Here is a 24,299-nt window from a genome sequence, read left to right as displayed (position 1 = left end):
GATTAATATTCCGCTTTCTCACATCATAACTGTTATGCTCAATCCCAATCTGGACGAAATCCAGTTGACCAAAGACGATTACGAACGCTACTCCCGACACCTGATTTTACCGGAAGTAGGGCTAGAAGGACAGAAGCGCCTGAAAGCCGCTAGTGTAATGTGTATCGGTACAGGTGGACTCGGTTCACCACTACTTTTATATTTGGCGGCGGCGGGTATTGGGGACGCATCGGAATTGTCGATTTTGATGTTGTCGATACTTCTAATCTGCAACGCCAAGTAATTCACGGGACATCCTGGGTGGGTAAACCCAAAATTGAATCGGCGAAAAACCGCATTCACGAGATTAACCCCTATTGTCAGGTTGATTTATACGAAACTCGTCTGACTTCCGAAAACGCCCTAGAGCTGATTCAACCTTACGATATCGTTGTGGATGGTACTGATAACTTCCCCACCAGATATCTAGTTAACGATGCCTGCGTATTGCTGAATAAGCCCAACGTCTACGGTTCAATTTTACGCTTTGAAGGGCAAGCTACTGTATTTAATTACGAAGGTGGCCCGAATTATCGTGACCTTTTCCCAGAACCACCACCACCAGGAATGGTTCCTTCTTGTGCAGAAGGTGGTGTATTGGGAATTTTGCCAGGAATTATTGGTTTAATCCAGGCGACCGAAGCTGTTAAAATCATTCTGGGACAAGGGAACACTCTCAGCGGGCGATTGCTGCTATACAACGCCTTGGATATGAAATTTCGGGAGTTGAAACTGCGTCCGAACCCGATTCGCCCAGTAATTGAAAAGCTGATAGATTACGAAGAATTCTGCGGGATTCCACAAGCTAAGGCAGAGGAGGCAAAACAGCAGATGGAAAGTCAAGAAATGACCGTCAAGGATTTGAAGGAGTTGTTAGATAGCGGTGCAAAGGATTTTGTACTGCTGGATGTCCGCAACCCCCATGAGTACGATATTGCCAAGATTCCAGGTTCAGTGTTGGTGCCCTTACCAGACATTGAAAATGGCAATGGTGTTGCTAAGGTGAAGGAAATATTAAACGGTCATCGTTTAATTGCTCATTGTAAAATGGGCGGGCGATCGGCAAAAGCCCTAGCCATTCTCAAGGAAGCCGGGATTGTCGGGACGAATGTTAAAGGCGGAATTACCGCTTGGAGTCGAGAAATCGATCCTTCAGTTCCAGAGTATTAACAAGAGAGGCAGGAGGCAGGGGGGCAGAGAGGCAGGCGAGACAAGGGGACAAGGGGACAAGGGGACAAGTTTCTCCTTCGTCTCCCCCCTCTTCCTTGTCTACCTTGTCTCTTCTCCATGCCCAATGCCCAATGCCCAATGCCCAATGCCCAATTCCCAATTCCCAATGCCCATCTCCTTATGACTACCTCAAAATCTCATCTCAATATTTTATGGGTGCAAGTTTGGGTGTTGGCAGCGGTGCAGGGAGCAATTACCCTCTCTTGGTTAATTTATAATATATATTTGCCGCAACTATTGACTCAGTTTGGTTTTCCTGCTTCATTGGCAGTTGATTTGGTGCTAGTCGAAAATGCCTTGGGTGCAGTGCTGGAACCAGTGATGGGCGGACTTTCAGACCAAGCTAGGCGTTGGGTAGGAACTCGGTTTCCATTCATCTCAGTGGGTATGATTCTTGCATCGGCTTTGTTTATTGCCATACCATGCGTTGTAAGTTTGATCCCGCCTACTACTATGATGCGATCGCTCTTACCTATAGTATTGGTAGCTTGGGCATTGGCAATGACAATATTTCGCTCTCCAGTTATGTGCCTATTAGGGATGTATTCGACACCAGCCCAGTTACCTTTAGCAGTAAGTTTTGTCACTTTAACAGGCGGTGTGATTGGGGCTTTTAGACCGATAAGCTACAAGTTTATTCTCAGCTTAGGCCCAGTTTATACCTTTGCGCTCGGTTCTTTTGTGATACTGGGAGCGGCAGCCGTGTTGCGCTTAGTCAATCCTCCAGAAGCACCAGTGGATAAACATCAAGCAGAAACAGTAAAGTTGCCCTTGCAGAAATTGGCTTTGATTTTAGGAACTGGTTTCGGTGTGGCGTGGGGTATCCGATTTCTTATGGATGTCTTGGGTAAAGTGCTGAAAACCCAACTGAATACTGATAATATTGATGTGCTGATGGTGTGGATTGGAATAGCGATCGCAATTGCCAGCATACCAGCGGGAATCTTCGCCGTCAAAATTGGTAATCGTCAAGCAATGCTTTGTGGGATCTGTGCAATCATTCCCTCGTTATTGATAATGATATCTCTGGGCGCACAAATTCCAATAATTGGATTAATCATTGCCAGCTTTAGTTTAATTGTCAACGGGGCAATTCCTTTTGCTTTGGGACTAGTACCCCAGCGGTGGGCGGGATTAGGAATTGGGATGTATTTTGGTGGGTTTGCTTTAGCTATGAGTTTGTTTGGCATTATATTTCCCCAACTGCAAGTAATAACACCTTTTGTAGGTGCTGTTGGGGGTGGATTGGCATTTTTGTTTGCTGGTGTTTGCATTGCAGTGAGTGGCATTTCTGAAACGCAGAGGAACGCAGAGGTTTAACGCAAAGGTACGCAAAGTTATACTCTACGTACCTCTGTGGATGAAATCTGACTTTCTGAATTACGAATGAGTTACAGGTTTCACTTGACTCAACAAATCGTGCAGTTTTTCGCCTTCAATGACCTCTGTTTCTAAGAGTTGAGTAGCGATCGCTTCTAGCAAGTCTCGATTCTGTCTGAGAATCTCTAGGGCTTGTTCGTGGGCTGTTTCCACGATTTCCTTGACTTCGATATCAATTGCTTTTGCTGTATCTTCGCTTACCAATCTCCGAGGATTAGTAGTACCATTGCCCAAAAATGCTGCTTGTTGTCCTTGTTGATAAGCTAATGGTCCTAAGACTTTGCTCATACCATAAGTTGTTACCATCCGTTCTGCTAAGTCAGTTGCTCGTTGCAAATCGTTGGAAGCACCTGTGGTAATACTGTTAAACACAATCTCTTCGGCGGAACGTCCACCCAATAAAGTTGCAATCTGACCCCGCAATTCATCTTCATTCAGCAAAAAGCGGTCTTCAGTTGGTAATTGCAGGGTGTAGCCCAAAGCTGCCATCCCACGAGGAATAATCGAAATCTTTTCTACACGACCGTTTCCGGTTGTCAGCGCCCCGACCATTGCGTGACCAACTTCATGGTATGCAACAATCTTTTTCTCAGTGTCGTTCATCACACGACTCTTCTTCTCTAAACCGGCGACTACCCGCTCAATTGCTTCGGCAAAGTCTTCTTGAGCAACCTTTTCACGCAGATTGCGCGCTGCCAATAATGCGGCTTCGTTTACCAAGTTTGCTAAATCTGCGCCAGCAAAACCAGGGGTACGAGTAGCGATCGCTTTTAAATCTACATCATCTCCTAATTTTACCTTTTGAGCGTGAATCTTGAGAATTGCTTCCCGACCAGATAAATCGGGACGGTCTACCAACACTTGGCGGTCAAAGCGACCTGGACGCAGCAATGCCGGGTCTAGGGTTTCCGGGCGGTTGGTCGCTGCTAGTACAATCACCGTTGCATCCCCAGCTGCAAACCCATCCATCTCAGTTAGTAATTGGTTGAGGGTTTGTTCGCGCTCATCGTTCCCACCGTAGAAGCCGTTACTGCTACGAGACTTACCAATTGCATCTAATTCATCAATGAATACAATACAGGGAGCTTGTTTTTTCGCCTGCTCAAACAAATCCCGGACTCTAGAAGAACCTACACCGACAAACAATTCGACAAACTCGGAACCAGAGATGCTGAAAAATGGAACTCCTGCTTCTCCTGCTACGGCTTTTGCTAACAGTGTTTTACCAGTTCCCGGAGGCCCAACTAACAACACACCTTTGGGAATCCTAGCGCCGATTTGCGTAAACCGTGCCGGAGTTTTGAGGAAATCTACAATTTCTACTAACTCAGTTTTTGCTTCTTCTACTCCAGCCACATCTGCAAAGGTGATTTTCGCAGATTCGCCTTCTACGTAAACCTTAGCTTTGCTCTTACCAATGGAAAGCGCGCCTTGGGGACCACCGCCACCACCACGAGCGAGAAAAAACTGCCAAATACCAATGAAAATCAGTGGTGGAATCACCCAACTCAAGAGGGTTGTAAACCAAGTATTTTTGGGTGGCGGTGTCGCAGCGAATTCAACTCCCTTTTCTTCTAGCAGTTTGGGTAACTCTAAATCAAAGATTGGTGTCGTTGCAAACACCTGGCCCGGTTGGGAATTTTCTGTTTTTGTTTGGTAAAGAATCTGGTTTTGACCAACGGAAACTCGGCTGACTTCCCCTTCCTGTACTTGATGAATAAATAGGCTATAGGGAACACCAGCAGGGCCTGAAGCAAATAAACCAGGCAAAAATAAATTCAAGAGCAGGAATAGTCCTGATACTGCCAGTAAAATATTAGCAACGATCCGAAACCGAGGTGACTTAGGCTGTTCTTTAATTCCCATAAATGTTACCAATCCTTAAATAATGAAAACTAACTTGAAAATTGGGCATAGGGTATGGGGGAGCCACTGCGGTCTTGGGGTCTCCCCAGGTGGAGGAGGCAGTGCGGTCTTGGGGTCTCCCCAAGTGGAGCAACTGCCGTCAAGTGGCGTCATGGGGCATTGCTTTTCCCCTGCTTCCCCTGTTCCTTATTTCCCTTAAAGCTTTGAGAAACTTGATTAAAGACTGGTCAAGAATGCTGATATATTCGCCCAATCTGAGCAATGTCTACAACGAGCTGTAAGGCTCATGATGCTCGTTAGCCCTTGTATCTCTCTTTGGGAGATGGGAGAAGACTCGCTAACGGTAATGCAAAGTTGTCCAGCTTGTCTCGATCTTCAAGTATACTACTGTTTCTCATAATTTCTCCCATTTAGGAATGTTTGCAGCATTTTTTTACTTATTTATGTAACTAAACTTAACAATTTAATTAATTTTTGTGAACTAACGAGCAAATACGGTTTACCGTACTCAAAAAATATGCAGAGATTAGGAGACGCAAATAGAAATCCCACACAAAGAGTTATTCTGGAGCCTTGGCGGAGCTTTCCTTGCTCCAATCTGGAACTTTTCTCAAGTCATGTCTAGAACTGCGTTCTCCATATATGCGCTTTTGCTAGCCATTAATGTCCATCATGCGACCAGTGGGGGCGATCGCTAGATAATTTAATCACACCGTAAGAACGGCCAACCTGCCATAAAGTAGGATTTTCATAACTTGTCCGTGGCTGATCGATACTAACTGTCGTTCCGTTAGCGTTTTTGATCTTTAAGGTTCCTGACCAAGTAATTTCCCAATCAATTGCTAATCTTTGGGTATGACGAGAGGTAAGAACAGGTCGAAAAGCAATATTATAAGCAGACACCATTTCTTTAGCAGCTTGGACAGAACCAGCATTGGTGTAATGTAGCCAATTAATATCTACATTAGGCATAGGTGGAACATCTTTGGCAGCAATTTCATTATTACTAATACGGAAAGAATAGTGCATTAAATAAGCTCGTTCCGCTGGCCGGAATACTGAGGAAATATCAATATTAGCTCCGGCATTTTTTAAGGCTTGCTCAAAAGCTTGTACTTTTTGACGGAAGGGAGAAGCTAAATCATCAATTAAGTCGCTGTCTGGGAAAAAATTAACCCAGGCTTTTCCACTCAGTTGTTCTCTTAATTTTTTGGCGTATTCAGTTATGTTGTCTAAAGCTAGCTCCAAATCAATGCCAAGCTTAGTTTTTGTTGTATTAGAAAGCTGTTGAGCTAACTCGGCTCGAAAATTAACGTCTCTGATTTTATAAGTTTCGGCTAGTCCTTTTGTACTGTTGGGGCCAAAGTCTCCATCAGCTACTAACGGGGGATTCAAACGACCGATCGCTGTTAAACTTTTTTGTAAATCTTTGACCTCATTTTCTCCAAAGTTAAGATAGGTTAAGAATTTTTTACCGGCATTGGTATAGATAGCGAAATAAATTGCAAAACCTTGCTCTAGCGCTTTTTTATAAGTAGCAGTATCAACAATTCCTGTTACTGTTAAAGCATTACTAGTCTGATAATCACGAGTTGCTTGAGCTGTAATATTCCCGAAATCCCCATCAACGGCAGCAATGGGGAAGTCATAATCTAAAAGAAATTTCTGCCAAGCAATTACAATTGGCCCTTCGGATTTTTTCTGGAGAGTCGGAAGTTGCAAAGCTTGAAGTTTAAAGCTCATAGTTTTTCTTCGATGAAACAATTGTTTTTAGTTAATTTTTCTGTCACTATTCGTCGTATAATTTAAGTTCTTACCACTGTCAATTTGGTATCTCGTACTTCATGACTGTTTTGCAAAACCCACTTTGGATTATAACATCCGCAGTTATGTTAGCTTTTCTCATGGCTCCTTAAAATAGGAAGCAGCTGTCTTTTTAACTTGTTGGCAAATGGGGCCTGAAACTTTATGGAGGTGAGCCACAGCAAATTGTGTAGGCGAGCATTTACCGCAGGCATCCCCCATGTTATTATCAAAGACCCGCCAATTTGGATTTGAAATCAGGATACTCTGCGGTAGGTAATGAAACCAAAGCGGCTATTCAAAAATCTCTGGCTATAATTAGCCAAAATTGTATAACCATAGCGTATGCAAAGCCCGCACTTCGACACCTTTCGGCTTCGCGGTAGTTGAATCTCGACTTACTTCGACTACGCTCAGTACAAGTCGCTCGATTACCGCGCAGTCGAAACTCAAGGCAAGAGGCTCAGTGACCACCGTAGGCATCGCTCATCGTCATATCTATAAACGCCTCTATCCTTTTGTCCTTTCTGTAATATCTTACGGTCAGTCGCTACGCCTAATACGTTAATTAAATTCATCCTATCAGGTGAGTCTAATGGGTGAGGTACAACAAACACCAAGTATTGTACCTTGATGCTATCAAATGGTTGTTTAGCACCCCAATTTCTCGGCTCAAAAATTAGGAAGTAGATAATGACTGTAAACCAAATTATTGGAGATTCAAAAAATAACATTTTTGCAAACCTTGGGAAACATTTTTTTGCCTGGATGATGGCTTCAAATAGTAGTAAATATGATAAAATTGTCAGCGATCGCCAACGTTCTCTTTTTGCTAATCTCCAAGGCAAAGTTTTAGAAATTGGCCCCAGAACAGGTGCTAACTTACCCTACTATCCTAAAGATATCCATTGGATAGGAATCGAGCCAAATTCACAGACGCATTCTTCTCTTCAAAAACAAGCAGAAAAACTGGGTTTAAATATCGACCTCCGCATTGGTAATGCTGAATGGTTAGATGCCGAAGATAACAGCATCGATACTGTTGTTAGTACATTATTTTTGTGCTCTGTGCCGAATATAGATTATACATTGCAGGCAATTTTAAGAGTACTTAAACCAGGCGGACGCTTCTTATTTATTGAACATGTCGCCGCACCTCAAGGAAGTTTATTGCGACAAGTACAAAACACAATTAGTCCAATTTGGAAAGCAATAGGTGATGGTTGTCATCCAGATAGAGAAACTTGGATAGCATTAGGAAATGCTGGTTTTAGTAGCATCCATTACGAGCGATTTGATGCACAATTGCCAATTGTTAGTCCTCATATTATCGGTGTAGCGACAAAATAAAAGTATAGACTTCTTGGCATTTGTCGGGTAAAGGGTAAGGGTTAAAGGGAAAAGGGATAGAATTAACATTCCCCTTTAACATGCACCCATTTCCCGACCTGTTGCAAAAGGCACAAATGCCAAGAGGTCTTATGAATAAACCCCCGGCTCAATACTGCACGCTTTGTGCATTTTTAAATCGGAATTGGGTTTGGGGAAAAGGTTAAAGGGTAAAGGTTAAAAGTTTTTTATTTCCCTTTTCCCCTTTCCCTTTTCCCTTTAACCGACAAGTATTGACCCCCGGACTAAAGTCGTGGGGTTTATGAGGTTTTCCAGCAGAGATTTTATGGATTCTCGCGCAGGAAAGTATCAATATCATTTAGTTCCTGCTGATTGAGACGAAATTCTCCAGCACCAATGATTCCTTCTACCTGCTTAGGATTGCGTCCGCCAACGATCGCCGCAGTCACCGCCGGATTATTTAAAGTCCAAGCGATCGCAACTTCACCTGGCGAGCGATCGTGTTGTTTACCAATGTGTTGCAACACCTCGACTAGCTTCAGGTTACGAGATAGACGTGGCTCCTGAAATTCACTATTGTTTTTGCGCCAATCATTATCTGGGAAATTAGCAACTCGCTCAGGTGTCATCTTTCCTGTGAGCAAACCAGATTGCATAGGTGAATACACAATCACACCTATGTTATTTTCCTGACAAAAAGGCAGAATCTCCTTTTCGACATCCGGCTTTACCAGCGAATAAGGCGGTTGCAATGACGTAACTGGTGCAATCTCTTGGATACGTTTCAACTGTTCGACATTGAAATTGGAAACCCCGATATAGCGAATCTTACCCTCATCCTTGAGCTTGGCCAAAGTTGTCCAGCCTTCTTCGATTTCTGAGTCAGGGTTGGGCCAGTGGATTTGGTAAAGGTCGATGGTTTCAATGTCGAGTCGGCGCAGACTGGCTTCAACCTCCCGCCGTACAGAATCCGCCTTCAGGCTGCGACTAATTTCGCCCTTTTCATCCCAGATCATTGAACATTTTGTGAAAATGTAAGGGCGACTAGATCGACCTTTGAGCGCTTTAGCAACAACCTCTTCAGAATGCCCTAAACCATAAATAGCTGCGGTGTCAATCCAATTAACGCCAAGGTCAAGAGCGCGATCGATCGCTGCGATCGATTCTTGGTCATCTTGCTCTCCCCAGCCAAAAGCCCATTCACCTCCACCAATCGCCCAAGCACCAAAGCCGATTGGAGTAATGTTAAGCTCCGAATTACCAAGCTGTTTGGTTTGCATATCTACTTTCTTCAAGAATTTTTGAGTCAATTGTTACTTTACACTGCACATATTTTCTCAACAGCTATCTGAGGTGTGAATTACTACTGGTGCAAACATGACAAATCACTCTCAATACGGTTTGAATAAGCACTTTTCATATCCGTTGTGGTTTGGGGAAAGGGTAAAGGGTAACTGACTTTTCACGGCATCTGGAAAACCTCTCTTCTATTTCTCTCTCCTAAGAGGAAAGAGACTTTGAACTTTCCCCCTTCCCGACACGGGAAGGGGGTTAGGGGGTTAGGTTTTTGGTGGACTTTTCCCCATAACGTGAAAAGTCAGAAAGGGTAAAGGTTTGAATTCACCTTTTTCCCTTTTCTCTTTAACCGAACTGTATTACAATCACTCTTGAATATTGTATTGATACACACTACTTGTATACTAAACTTGCTCAAAGATACTAACAGTTGTCAGTGTCAATCAAAATAGAGAAGCAATATGTCAGAAGATTTAAAAGGCAAAGTTGCGCTGATTACAGGCGCAAACAAAGGTATTGGATATGAGATTGCCCGCCAATTAGGTTCTAGAGGTGCTACTGTTCTTGTTGGTTCAAGAGATATAGAACGTGGTGAAGAAGCAGCGAATAAACTTCGTCTTAGCCAGATCGATGCCCGAACAATTCAACTTGATGTGAGCGACCAAAAAACAATTGACTCCGCGGCTAAACAAATCGAGAGCGAATTCGGAAAACTTGATATCCTTGTGAACAATGCTGGAATAATAAGTGATGGCGATCGCCTTCCACCTAGTCAAGTTGATATTGAAACACTACGACATACTTATGAAACGAATGTATTTGGAGTGTTTGCAGTTACAAAAGCGTTGTTGCCACTTTTAAAAAAATCAGAAGCAGGGCGAATAGTGAATTTATCAAGTGGTTTAGGTTCTCTGACTCAGAACTCCGATCCAAATTACGAATTCGCTGATTTTAAGCTTCTTGCTTATAACTCATCCAAAACAGCAGTGAATGCAATCACAGTTTTATTAGCTGCCGAACTTAAAGATACCCCAATTAAAATCAATGCTGCCGATCCTGGCTTTACCGCAACTGACATTAATCAATACCAAGGGTATCGCACTGTTGAGCAGGGTGCGATCGCAGCAGTAAGACTAGCTACTTTACCTGATGATGGTTCTAGCGGAGGGTTTTTTGATGAAAACGGTGTGGTTCCTTGGTAAAAAGTAGAAGGCATGGGGCACGGGTTTTCCCCTTGTCCTATCAAAAGCTACATACAGCATCTCCTAGAGAGCGTGATTACAAATTATTAAACCTACCGAATATTAACTTCTTGAAGGTAATTTACTTCTTGAAGATATTCAACCTTAGTAACTGAGTTTTTAGGGACGAATAAATTTGTTCTTTTTGTAGAAGCTATCTTTTGATTGTCAGCTAGCACGCGTTGTTTTTGAGTATACTCATTCAATTTGACTTGAGCTTGAGCATAAACTAGAGTATCACTGGGAATATTTTTAAGAAATTTGACAGCGCGATCGAAATCACCAATAGATGCTTTTTTATAGGCTTTCTGTAAAAAGTAGGCTGCTCTGATCTGCCGCTTTCGATTGTACTCAGCTAACTTGTCTTGAACTAAAGCACCTGCATGACTTTCTTGAGGGATTTGACGCAGATATTGTAAGGCGGCAGAAAAATCTTTATCAGCAGCTTTTTCGTAAGCTTTTGCTAATAAATCTTGCGTCTGTGCTTCAATGTTGACAGATGCTTTCTGAACAATTTTATCTATTTTAGATTGCCAATATAAAATCTTGGGAACTTTCGCAGCAGCATGAAGAACATCTGACCATCTGCTCTCTTGAAAAGCTAGTTGTGCTATTTCGTATTGCTGTGCAGCTACTTGCCATTGCTCTTGCCATTCTTCAATTGTGGCTTGCGCTTCTGGATAAACATTGCTGTGGGAGGGAATTGATTTAGCAAGTGCGATCGCTTCTTCCAAATCTCCTGCTTGATATTCTTTTGCTGCTTTATATAATGTATCTGTTTCTGAATATGCAGGTGATGTATTAACTAAAGAATATACACCAAATCCCATTAATAAAGAATTAGCTGCTAGCCCTACTTTCATTCCCGTTAATAATGGGGATAATTTTCCAGACGCAGGATTTTTTGCTACTTCTAGGGAAAATTGAGAATCTTCTTGTAATGTTTCTGATGGCTGAGGTTCCCAAATTATTTGTTTGAGTACTCGCAATACTTCACCCGCAGACTGAAAGCGGTCTTGGTAATTATAACGGATCATCTGGCTGAGAACAGCAGCTAAATAATCATTAACTGGCGTGTTTTGAGAACGCCAAAAAATTTCATTAGTAGAAGGATCGGTTTTTAATTGTAGTGGTTCTAGCCCTGTTAAAGCCTGGATAGCAATCATACCCAAAGCGTAAATATCACTGTTAGGCTGTGTTTGACCAATAAATTGTTCTGGCGGTATGTATCCCAATGAAGTCACGGGAATTCTATAAATGGGCAATTCTGCACCTATGCCAAAATCGATCGACTGGATTGAGCCAAAGTCAATCATAACTAACTTGTTATCAACAGTACGTCTAATCAAGTTTTCCGGCTTGATATCGCAATGGATAACGCCTTGAGAGTGAACAGATTCTAGAATACCTAAGACATCTATCAAAAATTCTACAACTTCGCTCTCACTCCACAGACAGCCGAAATGTCGATCGATGGGCAATTCCGCAGTCAGCGCATGTCCTTCAATACATTCTTGCACTATATAAAATCGCTCGTTTTCTTCAAAACAGGCGATAAATTCAGGAATTTGGTCGTGACTTCCCAGAAGCTTGAGGGTTTGGGTTTCAGTCAGAAACAGTAACCTCAACATCTCCAAGTAGCCGGATTCGGAACTGCTAACTTTAATCTGTTTAATAACGCATTTAGGATTCTCTGGATAATCTACATCTACAGCAATGTATGTTTGCCCAAACACCCCTGCACCGAGGCTTTGGACAACTTGGTAACGCCCTTGTAGTAATTTACCGATTATGTGGTGGGTCATGACCTGCCTACTCAGTAAGTCCTTTTATCTAGTTTTTCTGACATTCCCTCCTGTTTCCGGAATACTTTAGAAATAAATAACCAGAATTTTGACACTTTAAATATAAGTTAATTTTTTTTAAGTATTATTGCGGGTAAAAAATCTTTTTTTTAGTAAAACAAATACTTCGCAAACAAAATGCGAAGTATTGGCGGTGTTATATTCTTAACTGAGAAATTGATGTTTATCATAGCTGCCTTGTAGAAAAAATACCTTACAATCTGCAATTGCCCATCAAAATGTCGAGTTTGTCCGGCAAGTGCTAAAGGCAACCAAGGCAAGAAGAAAGTCTAATCTTGAGTCTTTTGTTGATATATTTGCGGCGCAAGAATCACTTGAATTTGCTTTTCGTGGCATTTTTGAGAAAAAATGCTAATTTGCTCGGACTCGCCTCCTTCAATTGACAAAGATTGCAAAAATCCTTGAAATCCTAAAAAAGCTAATTCATAAATAGCCTTCTGACTAAAAACACCTTCAAAATAGCCCGTGTGGGTATCAACACCTTGAGGATCTCTATTGTTAAAAGACTTCCGAATAAATGCCAAGGTGAGGAAAATATAATTCCCAAAATTTATCGCTGGCTTTTGGATGGCAGAACTAACTATTCCGATTTGCTTCATCCGGTCATCTTTATAATCTGTACAGTCAAAATATGTAAATAAATCTGCGGGTTGTACCAACTCTTCTGACATTTCAGTTATCTCTTCAAGTTTTCTATGTTCGCTACTAGAAGAACGAATTTCTAAATATTTATAAGGATTATCAAGTCTGTAACCTTTGCCATAGTCTTGTTCGTGTAAATTAACAACTCCATATCTGGGCGTGTGACCCACTGAATCATTTTTATTGTTGAAATGTTTAACTGTTATATTCCCAAGCCTGTACCCACTAATACGAGTTCGCGCTGGGAAACTAAAATAATTTGCGGCAGTAGAGGTAAATCGTAACGCTAGGTCTCCTTCATTACAAAATATATAAGCTTCTTCACAACGACGTAAAGAAGAACGAAGAAAATTAGCACGTCCTGGCAAGATACTTTCTACAGGAATATCAGGTGCAACTAGCACAAGTCTGCCTAATCGAAATACATTACCAATATCCGAATTCGGTTTTTTATTAATAGATTTAACATCAAAAACATCAGAGAGAATCCGAATTACATCTGTAACTACAAAACACCCCATACTATGACTAATAAAAGATAATTTAATGCGCTTATTTGGGAGAAGTTTTGCTGTGTAATCCAACTGTCTGATCAATTCAACTAAATCTGTAGTTCCATAATTACTTGCTCTGTAAATATCACGAAAATAAGTAGATATTCTGAGAATAATTAGTGTAAAGATAATTGAAGATACAATCCCAGATAAAATTAACAACCCTGTGAAAAAGTGGACAGCACCATTACTCAAAATATTTAGGAATAATAAAGCTATGGTAGACAATATACTAATTGTTAGTCCCAAAGCTAAATTAATAGCTAGTAAAGTTGGTAGAGAATAAAGTGCGTTGATTAGCTTTTGTCTAAAGGAACCAGACTCATCCGTTTTTACAGGATTTTCTGATGGCCATCTGTATCCGATAAAAATATACTTATTTGCTTGTTCAATATGCGTATTAATATATTCATAAATCTTTTTGCACCCCGTCTCTGTATCCGATGGTGTAGAACTATATCCATGAATATTGATGATTATTTCTGGGTCGGGGCTTGATTGCAAACTTTGAGAAATTTTTTCAATCATCTGTTGGGTTGAAGGTTCAGCTTCTCCATCATTGAGATTAAAAAACTTTTTATTTGCAACTGATGAGAAATACCTATGAGAATTGTCTTCTTCTGTCTCAACGTTCAGTTTCGCAGTACTAACTACTAAATAACCAGGTATTTTTTCCTGATTATTTTTTTTAAATTCGTAAATTTTATACGGTTGATTGTCTGGCAAACTCTGATTGTTAGGATAAGTCATTAGGTCTATTTCCTTTGACAATTTATATTCAGTAGACCTCTTGCAAAAGTTACTTTTGCAAGAGGTGGGAAAAGGGGAAAGGTTTTTTATTCCTTTTCCCTTTCGCCCTTACCCTTTTCCCTAGTTCTGCAATCAGCCTGCATAGATACTGAGTTCACTCAGTACTTATATGAGTGATTTATAAGCAAATAATCCTGAAAACTGAAAAATTTTTGGGATTAAAATTTCAATTTTATGGAGAATTCTCTGTTTCAGGAAGGACAATTGTAATTCCATATTTGGGAGCAGTTGCTAATATCCTGTCAATCACTTCTTGAGTTATAGGTAACGGTGGAACTGATGAATTCTCTACTTTAGTTCCGACTTGTGCAAAAAACTTTTCTATTCCACCTGGGGTAGCCCAAATCAGCATTTTAGCTGGTGCAGAACCAATATTTTTAAAACTATGGAGTTGACCTATAGGAGAATGCAAGAATGTTCCAGGAGTTGCTAGAACTGTTTGTTCATCAAGATAAAACTCAATCGAACCTTCAAGAATGTAGAATGCTTCATCTTCTCGACTATGAATATGTGGCGGCGGGCCTAGTTGGGGTGCAAGTACTACTTCAAACAGTGCATACTTGCCATCAGTTTGTTCGCTCGTAGCTTTAAAGGTGGCTACATCGCCTGCTACTGAATAACTATCACCATCACCTAGTTGCGATAAGATCCCATGATTAATTGTCATTTTCATCATCTCCTGAGTTTCATGACAAACAGATTGCTCTGCTTGCACAAATCACTAAGACACAGCCTAGCATGATTCCAAAGCCCAGTAATTAACCTCCAATGCGCTACCCACTATTATTTTACAAAAAGTAATTAGGATAATTATTTCATGCTAAAACTGATATTTACTGGAGGCTTCTATCTAAAGAATTGGTTGTTTTCTGCCTATAATATTTAACTATTGACTTCTTCATCATGTTCAACCATCTCAGATTTATCTTGTAATGGCTTCACTACCCGTGCGATCGCTTCTTGAATAAAAGCTTTAATAAATTCATCTCGGCGATTAATTTGAAACTGTTTCTGCACAACTTCTGTCATTCCCCCATCACCCCAATCTTGGTCATGACGAAAATATTCAATAAAACTTTTACCAGCAATTCGCGTTAAATAAGCTGCTGTCACACCTTGAATTGCTCTACCAACCAGAAAGGTGGCAACATTAAGTTGCAAGGCTGTAGATAATAATTGAATTGCTCCTTTAACAATGCCCAAACTAGCAATGGTTTTCGCTAAAGAAAGAGCTAATTCTCGTCCCCGTTCCATATTCAATTCACAGCCATACACTCTGCCAATTTCCACAACCATTTGAGCATTAACTGCGGCTGTGGCTAATAAATCTACAACTGGTATCGGCGTGACTGATACCACACCAGCGCCAATCCATTGAAACCGTTCTACGATTTTGTCAGCTTGACGGCGACGCTGCCCATCAATGAGTTTTCGCGCTTCATCTCCCAATCGCAGAGATTGCAAAAGAATATTATCCGCCACCAAATCTTCACCTTCGGCACGCAAAACAGCAGCCGTGCGCCGCAACAAAGGGACAATATCCGGTTCTGGTTGGAAGGTTTCGCCAGTTTCTAGTTGTGCAGATTGGGGATTAGCAGCGATCGCTACCACATCGTTAGTAGCAATAAATCCCCGTACCCGTTGACGCAATCTCGCAAGGATGGCTTCTTTATCTTCATCTGTATATAAATCAGTTTTGTTGAGAACTAGAAGCGATCGCTTGCCAATTTCTGCCAACCCCCGCAATGGCTCATATTCTGAGCGTCGTAAGTCATTATCTACCACAAACAAAAGTAAATCTGCTTCTGTCGCCAGTTCTCGCGCCATTTGTTCCCGTTCTGTTCCCGCCACTCCTGCTTCTAAAATCCCCGGCGTATCTGTAATTAAAATCTTGCGTTCTAATCCTTTCAACCGCAAACAATAGGTTTCTCCAACCTGAGTTGTACCCATCGGTGCATCTACTTGACCGACCATGCGTCCCATAATCGCATTAACTAGAGAAGTTTTACCAGCACTCCCCGTACCAAATACCACTACTTGAAGTTCACCCCGTGCTAGGTTGGCTTCAATCTCTCGCGATCGACTTAATAAAGCTTGGCGGGTGACTTCATCTTGAATTTGCGCTACCTGTTGCCGCACAGCCTGGAGAGTTGTAGAAGCTGCGTCAGATTTAGCAGCCGGAATTTGCGCCGCAGTCACTCGCTTCGGGTTGCGACGCGATCGCTTTTCCCCGGATCTCATCACCAATACATAATAAACAAAAGCGGCAACCAAGGCTCCAATCAGGACGATCAGCAGCAACAGCAGTAAATTGCCTAGCAACGGCGAATAGGATAATTGCCAATAGAGGCGTGACAGGGAATCAATTAGCCATAGGGCTAGCCCCAAAATGACAATCAGACCGACAATCAGCGTTACTATGCGTGACAGAGGCATGGCTGAGAAAGATTAGTGAGTATTCAGTAGGCAGATGCTTTTAATCTTAATAGTTTCAGCATTTTTTACCAGAGTAGGGGACTTGCAAAGAATAAATTACTGAAAAAAATAATGAGAATGATTAATTCAATTACCTAACACAATTAAAGCAACTGTTGCATCATGAGTTGTGCAAATAGCCCTGATTGATTTCCTAGTTCAACAAAATTACCCTGCTGCACTACTTTGCCATTTGCAAGTACGTAAATTCGGTCAGCGTTTTGAATAGTACTGAGGCGATGGGCGATCGCCACCCTAGTTACCTTCAGCTGTTGTAAACTTTCACTGACAATTGCTTGGGTTCTGTTATCTAAAGCGCTAGTCGCCTCATCGAATAGCAAAATTCGGGGTTTCAACACCAACGCCCTAGCAATCAACAGCCGTTGTCGTTGCCCACCAGAAAGATTACTACCTCCCTCACTGACGATTGTATGCATCTGCATCGGCATGGCTGCAACATCATTTGCTAAACCTGCCATCTGGGCTGCTGACCAAGCTTCGTCCATCGTCACCAAGGCACCACTGGCAATATTCTCGAAAATCGAGGCTGACATCAACCGACTATTTTGCAGTACCACACCCAATTGACGGCGTACAGCATGGACATCCAAAGAAGTTAAGTCTTGCCCGTCGTAGTAAATTGTGCCAGATTTCGGTAATTCAAACCCCAACAGTAACCTCAATAAAGTTGATTTCCCGCTGCCAGAAGGCCCAACAATGGCAATAAATTCTCCTGGTTCAGCACGAATGTTGACATCATCTAACGTCAAGGGGCCATCGTCGCGATAGCGGAAAGTTACCCGATCTACAACTAATTTGCCCGATAGCCTACCCGGATCTGCTTGAGCGGAACTAATTTCTGGTTCAGCTTGCAAAATTGGTTGGGCCCGTTGCCACAAGGGTAAAACTTGCAAAACTTCCACAACTGTGCTACTTAAGCTAGTGGCTCCGTTAATAAACGTGCCAAAAGCAACGTTGAATGCTAAGAAAGTGCCAGTGGATAAACCACCACCTGCTCCAGGAGTTTGGGATTGCCCAATTAAGCTAGTAGCAAACCAGAAGAGGGCAGCAGTGGTTAACACAGGTAATACTTGATTGATTACCGCGAGGCTATCTTCAATGCCTTGGGTACTCAGCATTAATTTCAGTTGATGCGTATACTGTTTACCCCAGTAGGCGAAGGCGCGGGTTTCAGCTTTGGCGATTCGGAGTTTGGCAACTCCATTAATTAACTGCACCATCACGCCAAAAAGTTGTCCTTGTAGCTCTAGTAATGGGCGAACTTTACGGACAATAAGACTACCAGAGATGATAGTGACGGCAATATTTACCAGTGCCACTGCACAAGCTATGAGAGCTAAGGAAACATTGTAGTAAAATAACAATCCCAGATTCAATAAGGAAAACAAACTGGAGAAGATTGTTTTTAAGACTGTGTTACCGAGTCGCTGGCGGATTTGAGTAATAGCCGTGACTCTAGAATCCAAGTCACCAACTGAGAAAGAGCGAAAAAAGGAAACCTTCAAGTTTAACAATCGATCCCACACTGCGGCTTGGGTGGAGGAATCGGCAAAAGTTTCCAGCCTAATGGTGGCAAACCCAAGGGCTAGTTGAAACAGCGTTCCGCCAAAGGCAGCAGCCACCAAAGCAACAGCAATTTGGCTCAACAAGCCTCGATTAGCATCTGGGATCGCTTTGTCGATCAGGATAGCTGTAGCTTGAGGTGTCAGCATTCCTAACAGGCTAACGCTTATTCCCATTACTACAACTATAATTAGTTCTTTGTAATGTCCTTGGAGGGCAAACTGAAGTAAATCAAAAGTTTTCAGCTTTTTATCAGGTAAAGGTCGATAGAATGCGTAGGCAGTCTTAGCTAGGGCTGCTGCTATTTGGGCATCGACAGAGATAGGGGTTCGTTCCCCAGGAACGTAGAGTTTGTAATGTGTATCAGACACTGGTAATAGTGCCACTGGCAGTTTATCGGCAAGCGTAAATGCCAACATCGGCCCGCAATCCTTTTGCCACCAGTTGTCCCGCAATTGAATTCGTCGCAAGCGGATACGCGAAGCACGAGCGATCGCTTCTACAGGATCTTGGATTCGATTAGAATCTTCTGAGGCAGCTGGCGGATGAATCTTAATTCCCAATGCTCGTCCCACAGCACCAGCAGCAATTAGTAAGGCTTGGTTTGGGTCAGTTGCATCAAGATTACTACTGAATCCTAAACTATTATCTAGCCCGTCTGATTTTGGCTGTGGCAATACAGATGCTAATTCTGCTAACGTCTCTTGCATCACTTGGCTCTCAAGACGTTCTCTGGCTTGAAATCTCAGTAATTCTGCATCCATCTCCTGCCGTTGCAGCAGGTTAATGCAGTGGAGAAAGTAAGTTTGTAGTTGGCACAAACCACCTAACAAGGAATTGATATCTGCGATTTGGGCGGTGTTAACACTTTTCAACTCCACAGTGTTATCTGCTTGTAACCACATATTTTCAGCCAAAGGCAACATTCCAGAGGCAGAAGTTAACGGCAGTTCCTCAAACCCCATCCATCTAGCACGCCCTTGGAGAATTTGCACCCACGATATTTGATGCGGCTGGAAGATTTGGTCTTCGACTAAGGAGAACTGGCGGGTTTTTGGCAGCGATGTTGGTGTCGTTGGCGTAGCGATCCCAGCAAGTACCGAACCTACTTGGTAAATCCAGCGTTCTATCAGAGTTACTACTTCTTTATTAGCGTCAGCAAACAACTGGTTAAAGTCTGCTCTGGATACTTTGAGAATTTCTGTCTCCTCAAGTGACACTGCTAAAACTTCTTGCTGCTTGCCCTCTAAACTTGGTGCGATCGCAAACATCGCTTGTCCAGCTGTGCTACTAAATAAATAGCGACGAGTGCCTTCGGGAATGCGATCGTTAACTGCGATCGCAAATAGCGCCAAGTAACCAGATTTTACCAGCCAAATTGTCTCCGGGTCATCTAGCAGTAGCGATTCATTGCATTGAAAACGATAGTGTTGTCCTTTGAGGTTTGCGAAAGATAAGAGGGATGAGGGAGACAAGGGGGACAAGGGAGACAAGGGGGACAAGGAAGACACGGGGGACAAGGAAGTAATTTCTTCCCCTGCTCCCCTGCTCCCCTGCTCCCCTGCTCCCTGCTCCCCTGCCTCTTCTGCTCCCTCACTGCGAATTAATTGTAAATACGGCCCTTCAACTTGCTGCAATTGTGCATGGCTTCCCCGTTGGACTATCTTGCCGCGATCGAGGACAATAATTTCATCGCAATCTCGGATGGTTGAGAGTCGATGCGCCACGATGATACAAGTACAACCGCGCAACCGCAGATTACGAGTGACGGTATTTTCTGTTTCAGTATCCAGGGCACTGGTGGCTTCATCCACGATCAAGATACTGGGATTATTTACTAAAGCACGGGCAATTTCTAGCCGTTGTCGCTGACCACCACTCAAATTAGTCGCACCTTCTAAAAGGTCAGCATGATAGCCTCCAGGTAGTGAAAGGATGACATCGTGAAGCGCTGCATCTTGACAAGCTCGGACAAGATGACTCTCAGGTATGGTAGTATCCCAAAGCGTCAAATTGTCTCTGACGCTGCCAGCAAATAACAAAATCTCTTGCTCGACGACAGAAATAGAATTGGCTAGTACTTGGCGAGAAATCTCCTTTCTAGGTTTGCCGTCGAATCGAATTTCTCCTTGCCACGGTTCGTATAGCCCACATAAAAGTTTGGCAACAGTAGACTTACCAGAACCACTCCCACCCACCAAGGCAACTCGTTGCCCTGGCTGGAGTGAGAGACTAAAATTTTCAATTAGCGGCGGGGCAATTTGGCTATAACCAAAGGTCACATTGCGTAATTCAACATACCCCTGAAGTTTGGCAAGAGGCAGAGGGGCAGGGTGCGGGGGGCAGAGGGGAGATTTTTGTAAAAACTTCTCTTCTTTTCTTGTCTTTCCTACCTCTTCCCATTCCCCCTGCTCCCTGCTCCCTGCCCCCCTGCCCCCCTGCTCCCCTACCCCCCTGCCTCTTTCCTGCAACTGCGAATCAATGGGGTTACGCAAGACATCATCAAGGCGAGTCAGATTACCTTCCATCTCTTGAAGTTCGCTTCCCAGGCTGATGAGATTACTTACTGGGGCGAAAAACCTTTGCATCATGCCAAGAAAGGCTATTAACATACCGATGCTCAAGGCTCCATCCATGACTCGCAAACCGCCTACAGCTAAAAGCAGCATAGAAGCGATCGCACCGAGAAAAGATGGTAAAACACCTATTGTCTGGTTTGTTTCCTCTAATTCCTGGTGGGTGTTGATGGCTTTGGCATAGTGACCCGCCCAACGGGAGAAAAAATCTGACTCCAATCCAGATGCTTTTAGCGTCTCCATACTCTGAAGACCAGAAATTTCTACGCCGCGAACTTTTCCCTCTTCTTGGATGAGTTTAATATTGGCATCTGTGCGCCGCTTTCTCACCCACTGTAAGGCGGCAAGGTTAATTGCGACAAAGGCGATCGCAATTAAAGTTAGTACAACATCATATTGCAGCATCACTACTACATATATAAATACTGATACTGTTGCGATCGCAGTAGTCGCTAATTCACCAGAAAGCATATTGGCAATGCTGTCGTTGAGTTGTATGCGGCTACTGATTTCTCCGGCATACCGCTGATCGTAAAAACTAACAGGTAGGCGTAAAATGTGCCACAGATACCGACTCTCCATGCCCACGGACAATTTAATTTTCATTTGACGCAAAAACTGCAACTGTAGCAGCGTCAAAAATCCACTGAGTCCGGCTGTGAAGATCATGCCTAAAATTAGGGGACGCAACCACTCATACCGATGCTCAATCAATATGTTGTCTACAAATACCTGGGAAAATGCAGGTATAGCCAGTCCCGGAATTACTAACAAAAATCCTGCCAGCACGCAGTAAAGTAATGCGCCAATGGAGCCTCGCAACCGCGACCACAAAGCTAAGATTGTGCTAGGCTTGCGTCCTCCTGGCTGGAACTCCGAACCAGGCTCTAGAACTAGCACCACACCTGTGTAAGCGCCGCTGAATTCTTCTAAGGAGACGATGCGCCGTCCAGTAGCAGGGTCATTGAGATAAACTCGCTGTTTGCCGATTCCCTCTACTACTAAAAAATGGTTAAAGTTCCAAAATACAATGTAGGGAAATTTTAACTGCGACAAGCCAGCTAAGTTAGTTTTAAAGCTTTTAGCGTTGAGTCGATAATTTCTGGCAGCCTTCAAGATATTTAAGGCACTAACTCCATCCCGCGAGACACCGCACGCTTGCCTCAGTTCTGTTAGTGGGACAATGCGATTGTAATAACCGAGAATAATTCCCAAAGCAGCAGCGCCGCATTCTACTACCTCCATTTGCAACAGAGTCGGAGTATGACACCGCTTGTTTTTACGCAAGCGCCCTAATATATTTTGCAGATTTCGCCAGAACATAAAAATATTTTTTAAAACTTGGACTTTGGCTTAATTTAAGCGTTTAAACATAAATTCTTAACTATTTTTCAACATGACTAAAATTGCTGTATTACACTACTGTTCCCTTCTAAAGTCTTGATTGTATTGATTAAGCCAAATTAATAAGCAAAAAGCCTGAATGCTTTCTCATTTTGCTTAAATGCTTTCTCATTTCAGTAGATTCAGCAAGCAAAAAGCCTGAATGCTTTCTCATTTTGCTCAAATGCTTTCTCATTTCAGTAGATTCAGCAAGCAAAAAGGCATATTGCTTTCTCATTTCAGTAAATCGCGTACTCATTTCAGTAGATTCAGCAAGCAAAAAGCCTAAATGCTTTCTCATTTCAGTAGATCGCGTATTCATTTTAGTGTTTTCCGCAAATAATTAGATACATTGTTTTCTCAGTATGCCAAAATGCATTCTTATTTAAGTAATTTCCGCACTTTAGTACAGCGTCAAGGTTGATTGGATGGGTAAAATTTTGAATAATTTCTTCCTCATTCCTCTCATCGCCAAGATCACGAAATGCCACTCCAGGATCTCAGAATCGGTAGAACAAAGGTAATTGGGGCGCGTTCTTCCACGGTGACTTGTACTGAGGTGGTAGTTCCAGAAGTGATTTTCATATGTGGCCCTTGAGAAGAAGACCATTTGTAATCGCTGAAGGTGGAATTGTCTGGTTGCAGTCGTGCCGTAATGAGCATCTGTGGCCCTTGTGACATCAAAGCTTCCACAAATTCGGAATTGCCGACTACACTTAATGCACCTTCTTTAGTCACAGGAAAGGCTGAGACTTCTGTAACAGCACCGATGATGCCACCAAAACGTTCGCGTTGCACTGTACTAGGTGTGACTTGTAACTTCATCCCTGGTTGAATTTGCTTACCATCGCCAACGGGGAAAAATGCCACGCTCACAGGTTGAGCCGATCGCTTTTGTGCGGCGATCGCTCCGATGGGTGTACCCTGTAAAACAACCTGTCCGGGACTTGCGGAAATTTCTAAAATTCGTCCTGAGTAACTGCTTTTGACTAAGCTGTTGCTTGATAGTTGCAGTGCTAATTGCACAATATTCCGTTGGACTTCCTGAATTTCTTTTTTGCGGGTAGTTACATTTTCTAAATCTTGTTGCGCCGCAGTCGCTTCTTTGCTATCTAGTTGTTTTAATTGCGCTTGCAAATCTTTAATTGAGTTCAAATTCTCTAAATATTGGCGTTGGGCATCTGCTTCTTTGACATCTAGTTGCTTGAGTTGCGATTCGGCTTCATTAATTTGGGTGACAGCATTTAAGTAGTCTTGCTGTGACTGTAAGACTGTATCGCCAGAAATTGCTCCCTCTTGCAATAGCTGCTGGCGGTTGGGTCAATCTCTTTTTGAAGGTAGGTAAGAGATCCCGCAGTGCTTGTAAGCTTTGGGTTTGATTGGCGCGATCGCGTTGAATCGAATTTAGCCCTTTCTCTTTTAAAATCGGGGTGAGTTTCTGTACCGCTTGGAGGTTTTGCTGCAAAGATTGGCGTTGCTGCTTCATCGCTTCTTTGTCTGCATTTTGTCGCTGTACTTGCACTAAACTAGCAGCGCGATCTTCTGTTTGTAGTTGCCCTAATTTAGAGCGGACTAGTTGTAGCTGTTTCATCAGTTCGCTTTGGTCTAGCGTCGCCAGCACATCTCCTCTATTTACAAAGTCGCCAACTCGGACATTGATTGTTCGCAATTTACCTGCGATCGGTGACTGGAATGAGGTAATTGTACTGGGATAAACTATGATTCCAGTACCCGTCACCGTAATTGGGATTCGACCTAAAAAACTCCAAGTCACCCCCGTTGCCACCAACGAACCAACAGCAACTAGAGGTAGCCACTTTTTCGGGCTGACTACCTGCATAATTTGATCTAGTTCTTCCGGCGAAGAAGCACGTTCTAAAGCTTCTTTGCGGAATAGGTCGCTTTTTTGATTAATCACTATAAACCATCCCAATTTGCATTGCATTTAGAAGGAATTGGGTATTAGGCTGACACCTGAACAAAAAATTACCTTCTGTCTTCAGCGGAAGGCGGATATGTTTTGTTTGCTTTGGCATACTAATATTCAGATGCAAAAATCAACCTACCATCTGATGAAAGGTCGAAAGCTGAGAAAATCAAATTTTTTATTTTTAAATTTTGCGTAGATGAATAGTAAATTTTCGTTAAAGTAACGATTTTGTAATCTTTATATGAAAACATTGACGGGTAGGTAAGAAGTAAGGG

Annotated in this window: 15 protein-coding genes and 2 pseudogenes; 4 read left to right on the top strand and 13 right to left on the bottom strand. The window is 42.7% G+C overall.

Annotated features, from left to right (window positions below; translation table 11 throughout):
* Positions 1 to 34 precede the first annotated feature (34 nt).
* Positions 35 to 1,209 (top strand): annotated as a pseudogene (moeB, locus tag NSTCB13_RS13790) (molybdopterin-synthase adenylyltransferase MoeB).
* Between the two features lie 180 nt (positions 1,210 to 1,389).
* Complete coding sequence (locus tag NSTCB13_RS13785) at positions 1,390 to 2,589, top strand: MFS transporter (RefSeq protein ID WP_448273198.1); 1,200 nt, start codon at positions 1,390 to 1,392, stop codon at positions 2,587 to 2,589.
* A gap of 60 nt (positions 2,590 to 2,649) precedes the next feature.
* Here the strand turns inward: NSTCB13_RS13785 and ftsH4 are convergent, their stop codons facing one another.
* The 3 genes from ftsH4 to NSTCB13_RS13770 form a co-directional block, all read right to left on the bottom strand.
* The gene (gene ftsH4 / locus NSTCB13_RS13780; RefSeq protein WP_448272716.1) at positions 2,650 to 4,515 is read right to left on the bottom strand and encodes an ATP-dependent zinc metalloprotease FtsH4; all 1,866 of its coding nucleotides are present in this window, start codon (positions 4,513 to 4,515) and stop codon (positions 2,650 to 2,652) included.
* Between the two features lie 660 nt (positions 4,516 to 5,175).
* Positions 5,176 to 6,258 carry a peptidoglycan-binding domain-containing protein gene (locus NSTCB13_RS13775; protein WP_448265187.1) on the bottom strand — a complete coding sequence of 361 codons (1,083 nt, stop codon included), beginning with the start codon at positions 6,256 to 6,258 and terminating at the stop codon, positions 5,176 to 5,178.
* Positions 6,259 to 6,767: 509 nt separating this feature from the next.
* Positions 6,768 to 7,052 (bottom strand): hypothetical protein, encoded by a 285-nt coding sequence (locus NSTCB13_RS13770; protein ID WP_448272715.1) that lies wholly within the window; start codon positions 7,050 to 7,052, stop codon positions 6,768 to 6,770.
* A gap of 34 nt (positions 7,053 to 7,086) precedes the next feature.
* Between NSTCB13_RS13770 and NSTCB13_RS13765 the strand changes: the two genes are divergently transcribed.
* Entirely contained in the window at positions 7,087 to 7,668 is a 582-nt protein-coding gene (locus NSTCB13_RS13765) for a class I SAM-dependent methyltransferase (RefSeq protein ID WP_448272714.1), read from the top strand.
* A 323-nt stretch (positions 7,669 to 7,991) separates the two neighbouring features.
* Here the strand turns inward: NSTCB13_RS13765 and NSTCB13_RS13760 are convergent, their stop codons facing one another.
* Positions 7,992 to 8,948 carry an aldo/keto reductase gene (locus tag NSTCB13_RS13760; RefSeq protein WP_448272713.1) on the bottom strand — a complete coding sequence of 319 codons (957 nt, stop codon included), beginning with the start codon at positions 8,946 to 8,948 and terminating at the stop codon, positions 7,992 to 7,994.
* A 477-nt stretch (positions 8,949 to 9,425) separates the two neighbouring features.
* Here NSTCB13_RS13760 and NSTCB13_RS13755 point away from each other — a divergent pair, with 477 nt between their 5' ends.
* Entirely contained in the window at positions 9,426 to 10,166 is a 741-nt protein-coding gene (locus NSTCB13_RS13755) for an SDR family oxidoreductase (RefSeq protein WP_448272712.1), read from the top strand.
* A gap of 92 nt (positions 10,167 to 10,258) precedes the next feature.
* Here the strand turns inward: NSTCB13_RS13755 and NSTCB13_RS13750 are convergent, their stop codons facing one another.
* The 9 genes and pseudogenes from NSTCB13_RS13750 to NSTCB13_RS13710 all read right to left on the bottom strand — a co-directional run bounded on the left by NSTCB13_RS13750 (position 10,259) and on the right by NSTCB13_RS13710 (position 24,012).
* Positions 10,259 to 12,010, bottom strand: coding sequence for a protein kinase domain-containing protein (locus NSTCB13_RS13750; RefSeq protein WP_448272711.1), 1,752 nt, complete (start codon positions 12,008 to 12,010; stop codon positions 10,259 to 10,261).
* Between the two features lie 329 nt (positions 12,011 to 12,339).
* Positions 12,340 to 13,992, bottom strand: a complete 1,653-nt coding sequence (locus NSTCB13_RS13745) for an alpha/beta hydrolase (protein WP_448272710.1) — start codon at positions 13,990 to 13,992, stop codon at positions 12,340 to 12,342.
* Between the two features lie 256 nt (positions 13,993 to 14,248).
* On the bottom strand, positions 14,249 to 14,743 hold the full coding sequence (locus tag NSTCB13_RS13740; protein ID WP_445628080.1) for a quercetin 2,3-dioxygenase: 495 nt from the start codon (positions 14,741 to 14,743) through the stop codon (positions 14,249 to 14,251).
* Between the two features lie 215 nt (positions 14,744 to 14,958).
* Entirely contained in the window at positions 14,959 to 16,512 is a 1,554-nt protein-coding gene (locus tag NSTCB13_RS13735; protein ID WP_448272709.1) for a YcjF family protein, read from the bottom strand.
* A 143-nt stretch (positions 16,513 to 16,655) separates the two neighbouring features.
* Positions 16,656 to 19,610: an NHLP bacteriocin export ABC transporter permease/ATPase subunit gene (locus NSTCB13_RS13730; RefSeq protein ID WP_448273196.1), complete on the bottom strand. Its 2,955-nt coding sequence runs from the start codon at positions 19,608 to 19,610 to the stop codon at positions 16,656 to 16,658.
* 114 nt (positions 19,611 to 19,724) lie between these two features.
* Positions 19,725 to 22,034: pseudogene (locus tag NSTCB13_RS13725) on the bottom strand (NHLP family bacteriocin export ABC transporter peptidase/permease/ATPase subunit); the annotation flags it as partial.
* Positions 22,035 to 22,164: 130 nt separating this feature from the next.
* Positions 22,165 to 22,416 (bottom strand): hypothetical protein, encoded by a 252-nt coding sequence (locus tag NSTCB13_RS13720; RefSeq protein ID WP_448272708.1) that lies wholly within the window; start codon positions 22,414 to 22,416, stop codon positions 22,165 to 22,167.
* A gap of 155 nt (positions 22,417 to 22,571) precedes the next feature.
* Positions 22,572 to 23,396, bottom strand: a complete 825-nt coding sequence (locus NSTCB13_RS13715; protein WP_448272707.1) for an NHLP bacteriocin system secretion protein — start codon at positions 23,394 to 23,396, stop codon at positions 22,572 to 22,574.
* Positions 23,320 to 24,012: an NHLP bacteriocin system secretion protein gene (locus NSTCB13_RS13710; RefSeq protein ID WP_448272706.1), complete on the bottom strand. Its 693-nt coding sequence runs from the start codon at positions 24,010 to 24,012 to the stop codon at positions 23,320 to 23,322. Before NSTCB13_RS13710 ends, NSTCB13_RS13715 begins: the two co-directional genes overlap by 77 nt.
* Between the last annotated feature and the right edge of the window lie 287 nt (positions 24,013 to 24,299).

The organism is Nostoc sp. DSM 114160, assembly GCF_053470305.1.
This window is presented reverse-complemented; position numbering and strand designations above follow the sequence as displayed.

Bases quoted from the DNA above. Each gene is read 5' to 3' on its own strand.
- NSTCB13_RS13785 (WP_448273198.1), top strand. From the start codon at position 1,390: ATGACTACCTCAAAATCTCATCTCAATATTTTATGGGTGCAAGTTTGG.
- NSTCB13_RS13770 (WP_448272715.1), bottom strand. From the start codon at position 7,052: ATGTTATTTTTTGAATCTCCAATAATTTGGTTTACAGTCATTATCTAC.
- NSTCB13_RS13760 (WP_448272713.1), bottom strand. From the start codon at position 8,948: ATGCAAACCAAACAGCTTGGTAATTCGGAGCTTAACATTACTCCAATC.
- NSTCB13_RS13720 (WP_448272708.1), bottom strand. From the start codon at position 22,416: ATGAATACGCGATCTACTGAAATGAGAAAGCATTTAGGCTTTTTGCTT.
- NSTCB13_RS13775 (WP_448265187.1), bottom strand. From the start codon at position 6,258: ATGAGCTTTAAACTTCAAGCTTTGCAACTTCCGACTCTCCAGAAAAAA.
- NSTCB13_RS13750 (WP_448272711.1), bottom strand. From the start codon at position 12,010: ATGACCCACCACATAATCGGTAAATTACTACAAGGGCGTTACCAAGTT.
- NSTCB13_RS13755 (WP_448272712.1), top strand. From the start codon at position 9,426: ATGTCAGAAGATTTAAAAGGCAAAGTTGCGCTGATTACAGGCGCAAAC.
- ftsH4 (WP_448272716.1), bottom strand. From the start codon at position 4,515: ATGGGAATTAAAGAACAGCCTAAGTCACCTCGGTTTCGGATCGTTGCT.
- NSTCB13_RS13740 (WP_445628080.1), bottom strand. From the start codon at position 14,743: ATGACAATTAATCATGGGATCTTATCGCAACTAGGTGATGGTGATAGT.
- NSTCB13_RS13765 (WP_448272714.1), top strand. From the start codon at position 7,087: ATGATGGCTTCAAATAGTAGTAAATATGATAAAATTGTCAGCGATCGC.
- NSTCB13_RS13735 (WP_448272709.1), bottom strand. From the start codon at position 16,512: ATGCCTCTGTCACGCATAGTAACGCTGATTGTCGGTCTGATTGTCATT.